The organism is Chthonomonas sp., from assembly GCF_035294165.1.
Taxonomy (GTDB): domain Bacteria; phylum Armatimonadota; class Chthonomonadetes; order Chthonomonadales; family Chthonomonadaceae; genus Chthonomonas.
Map to the genome: position 1 here is coordinate 1 of NZ_DATGLN010000030.1, position 5,925 is coordinate 5,925.

General features: G+C 54.6%; 6 protein-coding genes and 1 tRNA gene. 2 read left to right on the forward strand and 5 right to left on the reverse strand.

All coding sequences use genetic code 11. From position 1 onward, the window contains the following. Positions 1-129: 129 nt before the first annotated feature. The 3 genes from VKV29_RS01005 to VKV29_RS01015 all read right to left on the reverse strand — a co-directional run bounded on the left by VKV29_RS01005 (position 130) and on the right by VKV29_RS01015 (position 2,594). Complete coding sequence (locus VKV29_RS01005; RefSeq protein ID WP_324199431.1) at positions 130-1,371, reverse strand: rhamnogalacturonan acetylesterase; 1,242 nt, start codon at positions 1,369-1,371, stop codon at positions 130-132. Positions 1,372-1,508: 137 nt separating this feature from the next. Further along, a tRNA-Gln gene (locus VKV29_RS01010) sits at positions 1,509-1,582 on the reverse strand. A gap of 22 nt (positions 1,583-1,604) precedes the next feature. Further along, a complete protein-coding gene (locus VKV29_RS01015) occupies positions 1,605-2,594 on the reverse strand; it encodes a VWA domain-containing protein (protein WP_324199432.1) in 990 nt (329 codons plus the stop codon). 62 nt (positions 2,595-2,656) lie between these two features. Between VKV29_RS01015 and VKV29_RS01020 the strand changes: the two genes are divergently transcribed. Then, the gene (locus VKV29_RS01020; RefSeq protein WP_324199433.1) at positions 2,657-3,388 is read left to right on the forward strand and encodes an ROK family protein; all 732 of its coding nucleotides are present in this window, start codon (positions 2,657-2,659) and stop codon (positions 3,386-3,388) included. Between the two features lie 30 nt (positions 3,389-3,418). On the opposite strand, the gene tatC is transcribed toward VKV29_RS01020, so the two are convergent. Continuing rightward, complete coding sequence (gene tatC / locus VKV29_RS01025) at positions 3,419-4,525, reverse strand: twin-arginine translocase subunit TatC (protein WP_324199434.1); 1,107 nt, start codon at positions 4,523-4,525, stop codon at positions 3,419-3,421. An 18-nt stretch (positions 4,526-4,543) separates the two neighbouring features. Continuing rightward, positions 4,544-5,011 carry a twin-arginine translocase TatA/TatE family subunit gene (locus VKV29_RS01030; protein ID WP_324199435.1) on the reverse strand — a complete coding sequence of 156 codons (468 nt, stop codon included), beginning with the start codon at positions 5,009-5,011 and terminating at the stop codon, positions 4,544-4,546. A gap of 48 nt (positions 5,012-5,059) precedes the next feature. Here VKV29_RS01030 and VKV29_RS01035 point away from each other — a divergent pair. Then, positions 5,060-5,925, forward strand: an 866-nt coding sequence (locus tag VKV29_RS01035; RefSeq protein WP_324199436.1) for a PmoA family protein, incomplete at its 3' end; no start/stop codon positions are given.

The following is a 5,925-nucleotide window of genomic DNA, read 5'->3' on the forward strand; positions in this document are numbered from 1 at the left end:
CGCACGCAAGTTCGGGAGAAGGCGGGTGCCTATCGATAGACCAAAGCGTCAGAGCGAGGCCTCATGAGTGGTCAGCCGGGCCAAAGCCTGAGCTGTTTCCAGCCGCCGCAGCGGATAACGCAACCGACTCTATTCTCCGTAGGGCCGGGGTGTCAATCCGCTTTGCGGCTCGGAGGGAATTGGGAAGCTTTTGATTTCGTCAGGGTGCTCTGGGTGAAACCGGGGTAGGGGATAGAGATATTTGGCAAGCGGAAGCTTGTTTGCTTTGATGCCTTCAACGATGCATTTTGCCAGTTCATAGCTCCCGTAGTCGTCCGTGTGCGTGTGATCGCTGCCAGCGAAGGCCAGGTGAGCATTCTGTTGGCCGAGAGCCTCGTAAAATTTGGCGCTCATCGCATGCAGATCAATCAGCGCTACATGCTCCTCTTTTGCTGTTTGCCGGACAGCCTCCGGAAAATCACCCAGGCTGTTCATGATCTTTCCGTTCGGGTCAAACGTCAGCCGGTTCATCGGTGTGATCAAGACTGGAGTGGCTCCATGTTGGCGGGCTTCGGCAATAAAACGCTTCAGATCTGCTTTGTAAGTCGTAAACGCGCCTACACCGGGTCCCTTTTCCTTCTGGTCGTTGTGCCCCATTTGAATGAACAGCCAATCGCCCGGTCGGATGACACTCATCACTTTGTCCAATCGCTTTTCTGCGATAAAACTGCGAAGGGACTCGCCGGATTCGCCGTTATTGGCAAGGGCAATGGAAGGTTTGAAAAAAACGGGTAGCATCTGCCCCCAGCCGCTAAATGGTTCACGGGGCTGGTCGGTCGAGGTGGAGTCACCGGCAATGTAGAGGGTGGGTACCTGGTCATCCTTTTCAATCGTTAATCCGCATACAGCGGGATGGGGGCCTAGAAATTCCAAGGTAAGCTTGTCATCCCAGGCAACGGCTTCATATACCTTTTCACGCGGCTTTAACCGTACTTCACCGTCCCCCGCGATCCGGGGAGTGCGAATATTCACGAGAAACGTTCGTGTCTGGAAGTGACCTGGAGCGGTGTGAACGTTGGCTAGCATCAGACGACGGAGCTCGGCTTTGACGGTGGTGGTTGCCGCTGCCCGGCGGTCGCCCAAAATGACGGTCACTCGATAATTGCCTTCTTCAGGTAAATGCACAGAAAAATAGAATGGTGCCTCGCTGGTTAAGAAGTCGGCCTTCAGCCGGTCCCTGCCGCCGCGATCAACCGATTCCACCGCTGAGCCCGGTTCCAACCCGTAGCCGAGCTGGCCCGTATATTGTGTCGTGGGGGTTACCTTTGTATAGCCGGGGGCAGGTTGGCCGCTCCCAAAATCAAAACGTAAAGTCGTATTTGTTGCAGCCATTTGCCACCGAGGTGCGCAAAACAGGATGGCAATCGCCGCGGCGGATATTCGGATCATTCGCTACTGGTTTCTGTCAGAAGGAGAGATTCAGAGGGATTCATAAGATCGTTTCGGGTAAGCGCCTTGCGATCCGGAAGTGGCTGGGAGGCAGGGACTCGAACCCCGATACGCAGATCCAGAGTCTGCAGTCTTACCGTTAGACGACCTCCCAAACTCGTAAGGATTATAGCAAGTTAGCGCTGTCCGCGATCGGCTAGAAGTTCAGAAAAAGGAACCACCGTGTATGTCGTTCTGGATTTGACGACCAGCTTCCGCCCGCCTTTCTCCGCCGTTACTTTTACAGTGCGCAGTGTGCGCTTGTCCTGAATCTCATCGGGATGATAGCCGATCGTGTAGCGGCTCCTGATATCCGTCGAAATCTTCTGAAACGCTGGCAGGATCTCGTCTTCGGTTTTGGGCTGAAAATATTCGCCTCCACTCATCTTTGCAATTTTGCGCAATACCTTTGGGTTCTGGTCGGCGTCAGCGGGATCGAACAGGCCGATTGTGTAAATGACAGCCCGGGAAGCTTCGATCATGTCCATCAGCTCGCGTAAGCTGATCTTGCTCGCGTTGTCGCCGCCATCACTTACTACGATCAAGGTGCGTGCTTCTCGATGGCTTCTTTCAAGATGTGCTAAAGCGGCCCCAATTGCATCGTACAGGGCTGTTTCGCCCCAAGGCTCACCATAATACAGGGCACGCTGCAACAACAGCAGGTTGTCAGTAAATGGGACTTCGCCGGGCAGTCCGAAGCTCACTGCATCATTGAAATTGACCACAAAAAACTCATCTTGCGGATTGCTTTGCTTGGCGAAGGCCAGGCCCGCCATCACCACATCCCGCCTCTTCAGGCGCATGCTGCCGCTGTTGTCCACCACTAAACCAACGGATACCGGAGCGTCCATTGCGCCAAATTGGGTAATCTCACGCGGATGCCCGTCCTCATACACGCGAAAGTCGCTCTTTTGAAGGCCTTTCACGTAGCCGCCGTTGGGATAACGCACGCTGACATCCAAAAGAACCAGATCCACATTTGCGGTAATCGTAAAAGGATGCTCTTCATGTCCGGCCGTCTGCCCCCCAGGTTTCGGCGGTGCGCCCAGGCAGAGAACACTTGCGAGCATAAGAACGCTGGCGGCTGACGAGATATTGGACCACCAATCGTTCTTCGCGAGGGTCATGTCCAATTTTGCCTGTCTTCCCTAATTTTCTCTCGAATCCTGCCGGGCTAAAGTGTGTTTTTATGGCTCCTCAGCACAAAGGAATTACTCTGGCCTTCGATATTGGCGGTACGAGCATCAAGGCGATTTTACTCAATTTGCGTGGAAAGCCGGTGAGCGAGAAATTGCAGGCAGACACGCCCCATCCAGCCACACCTGTCGCCCTTCTCGACGTGATGGAAAGGCTTCGAAGTGAAGTGCCACATTTTGCTCGTGTGTCAGTCGGTTTCCCCGGCGTGGTGAAACATGGCGTCATCAAAACGGCGCCGAATCTGGATCCTCAATGGGTAGGGTTTGACCTCGAGGGCATGCTGGAGGGCCGCTGGAGAAAGCCAGTACGCGTTGCCAATGACGCGGCAGTGCAAGGCCTCGCAGCGATTCATGGCAAAGGAGTCGAACTTGTGATTACCTTGGGGACCGGCTTAGGTTCCTCCCTGTTCACAGACGGCCACCTGGTGCCGGGTCTTGAAGTGGCGCATCATCCGTGGCTCGAGAGTAAAACATACGAAGATTTCCTGGGAAAACGCGGTCTTGAAGCGCTGGGCCTCGAACGTTGGAACGAATATCTCAAAAAAGCCATCGCACAACTCGAAGCGCTCTTCAATTTCGATCACTTGTACATTGGCGGCGGGAACGCGATGAAAATCGATTTTGCTCTTCCCGGTAATGTCACCCGCGTTCCCAATGAAGACGGCCTGTTAGGTGGCGCCGCTCTCTGGCGTCGCGGTGTGTTGCCTCGAGTGTATCGGCGCTAAAGCTTGAAGGCTTTGCAAAATCAGCGTTCTTTAGCGGGCAAGATAGGGCCAGTGATGTACGAAATGATAATGATAGTGCAACACGAAAACCGCAAGCACAGCACCAATGACGGCAGCCGTTCCGAGTGTGCCGATCAGAATGGGTACCCACGGGAACTTGCGGCCTTCCCGCTTTAACACAAGCAAATAGCTCGCAAATACCCCCACAAAGAACAGCATCACCATCGGAACGGCGAAGATCATCATGTTGAATACATCCGGGGTGGGGGTTACGACGGCCGCAATGATGGTGATAGCAAGGATGGCGTACCGGCTATTCCGCAACAGAAACCGTGGCGAAACCAGACGCAGCAGTGTCAAAAAGAAGATGACGACGGGCATCTCGAAGACCAGCGCCACGCCCAACGTCACGTTCACAAAAAGATCGAAATAATAATTGATTGAGATCATGGGCGTGACCCCAACATCCCGCCCGATCCCAAGCAAAAACTCTAAGCCGTAGCGAAAGACAACAAAGTAGGCGAAAAGGCCTCCTGCGATAAACAGACCGGCGGTAGAAAAGATGAAAGGAACCGCCCACCGCTTCTCGCGCCGGTACAGGCCCGGAGAGATGAAGGCCCAGGCTTGGTACAAAACCCATGGTGATCCCAAGAAGAGGGAGACCAGCAACGGCATCTTGAACCAGATGATGTTGAACTGCTCCATGGGCGTGATGGCCACCAAGTCCGGGTGATAGCCCAGGTGTTTGAGCGCCTCACTTGCCGGGGCCTGGACAATGGTCCACAGGTCCTTAGTGAAAAACATGCTGAGCAGGAATGCCACGACCAAGCCCAATACCGCCCGGATGATCCGCATGCGCAGTTCCTCCAGGTGCTCCATGAAGGACATGCGCAGCATTCCTTTTTCCTCATCATCCTCTTCATCATCGTCGGCAGGAGGAGGCGGCGGAGGCGGCGGGGGGACGTGTTTCTTCGAGAGCACTGCCGTGGTCGTGGAACCGGCTGGCGTCTGAACGTTCACGTCTTCAGACATATTGGCCCGGGTTGCTTCTGGAGAGGAGAGCTCTTCGGCAGTTGCATGATTCCAATGGATGCCGTCGCCGTTGGGCGTCACAGGCCTGTCAAAATCATCTCCCATGAACCAATGCTCACCCGGCTATGCTGCCGGATGTTCCTCGTTTGCTGGAGCGGAAGCGGAGCTCTCCGGGGCCACACCGTTTGATCGTGCAACGGTTCCGGCAACGGGCCGAACCTCTGGAGCGGAAATCTGGGGTGTGGCTGCGGGAGCTTCTGGCTGAGGTTCAGATGGATGGGCATCTGAAGGTTGCCCGGCGCCGTAATAATCGTAGTCCTCATACGAATATGAGTAGTGCGAGTAATCGGTGCTCGGAGCGTTGAGCGAGTTATAACTGGGCGTCGTTTCACGCGTTTCGCGTTCGATTTCAGCCATATGCGCTTCCCACGTCATGCGCAGTTCATTTTTTGCTTTACGAAACTCGTTGACTGCTTTACCGAGCATGCGTCCCAGCTCAGGGAGCTTCTTGGGGCCGAAGAGCACCAAGGCCAGGATGAAGATGACAACCATCTCCTGAAAGCCAAGGGGTCCCATATGCTGCTCTTTCATGATAGCCCAGTACAGGGAGAGAGGCGCTTGCTACTATGACAGGCGGCTATGCTGCGGGCTTCAGTTACGGTTTTCACGTTCGTTTTATTCGTCACCTCGTTCCCGGTTTCCGGCCAAGTCACCTTTCGGAACATACAGGGTGATCACATCGCGATCGCGATCAATGGCCAGCCTTTTTCCGACTTTTATATTGGCTCCTCGTATCCGAAACCATTCCTTGCGCCTCTACGAACCGCCTCCGGTCTGGTGGTCACGCGTCATTATCCGATGGAACAAGTCGAAGGCGAATCCAGGGATCATCCGCATCATCGGGGTCTTTGGATCGGCTACGGCCAGATCAATGACGTGAATTTCTGGGAAAACGAAGCGTCGCAGACCAATCGCAATCCCAGAAACCCTCTCACACGCGGGCTCATTGTTCTCGAAAAACTTAATCAAGTGAAGCCAGGCCCAGACCACGGGAGCATCACCGCTACATTCGGCTGGCGTTCTCCCGATGGCTCGAACATTTTGGAGGAGCACCGCACGATGATCTTCTACGCGGACCCGGAGATACGAAAGCTGGATGTCGACTCTACGCTGACTGCTGTGAAACCAGCTAAATTCGCCGATACCAAAGAAGGTTTTTTCGCCATCCGTGTAGCCGACAGCATGAGAGAGCAAAATGGAGGGACGATTCGGAACTCAAATGGCGCACAAGGCGAGAAAAACGTTTGGGGGAAACGCGCGGATTGGGCCGATTATGAAGGTATCGTGGAAGGGCAAAAAGTAGGGATCGCAATCTTCGATTACCCGCAAAACTATAACCATCCACCGCGCTGGCATGCGCGAGCCTATGGGCTGTTTGCGGTGAATCCGTTCGGCGTCAAGGATTTTGAGCGGACCTCCACTGCCTCTGGCGGCTACACCCTGCA

What these genes read in the sequence shown, in the direction of transcription:
- VKV29_RS01005 (WP_324199431.1), bottom strand. Translation starts at nt 1,371, where the DNA reads ATGGCTGCAACAAATACGACTTTACGTTTTGATTTTGGGAGCGGCCAA.
- VKV29_RS01015 (WP_324199432.1), bottom strand. Translation starts at nt 2,594, where the DNA reads ATGACCCTCGCGAAGAACGATTGGTGGTCCAATATCTCGTCAGCCGCC.
- VKV29_RS01020 (WP_324199433.1), top strand. Translation starts at nt 2,657, where the DNA reads ATGGCTCCTCAGCACAAAGGAATTACTCTGGCCTTCGATATTGGCGGT.
- tatC (WP_324199434.1), bottom strand. Translation starts at nt 4,525, where the DNA reads ATGGGAGATGATTTTGACAGGCCTGTGACGCCCAACGGCGACGGCATC.
- VKV29_RS01030 (WP_324199435.1), bottom strand. Translation starts at nt 5,011, where the DNA reads ATGAAAGAGCAGCATATGGGACCCCTTGGCTTTCAGGAGATGGTTGTC.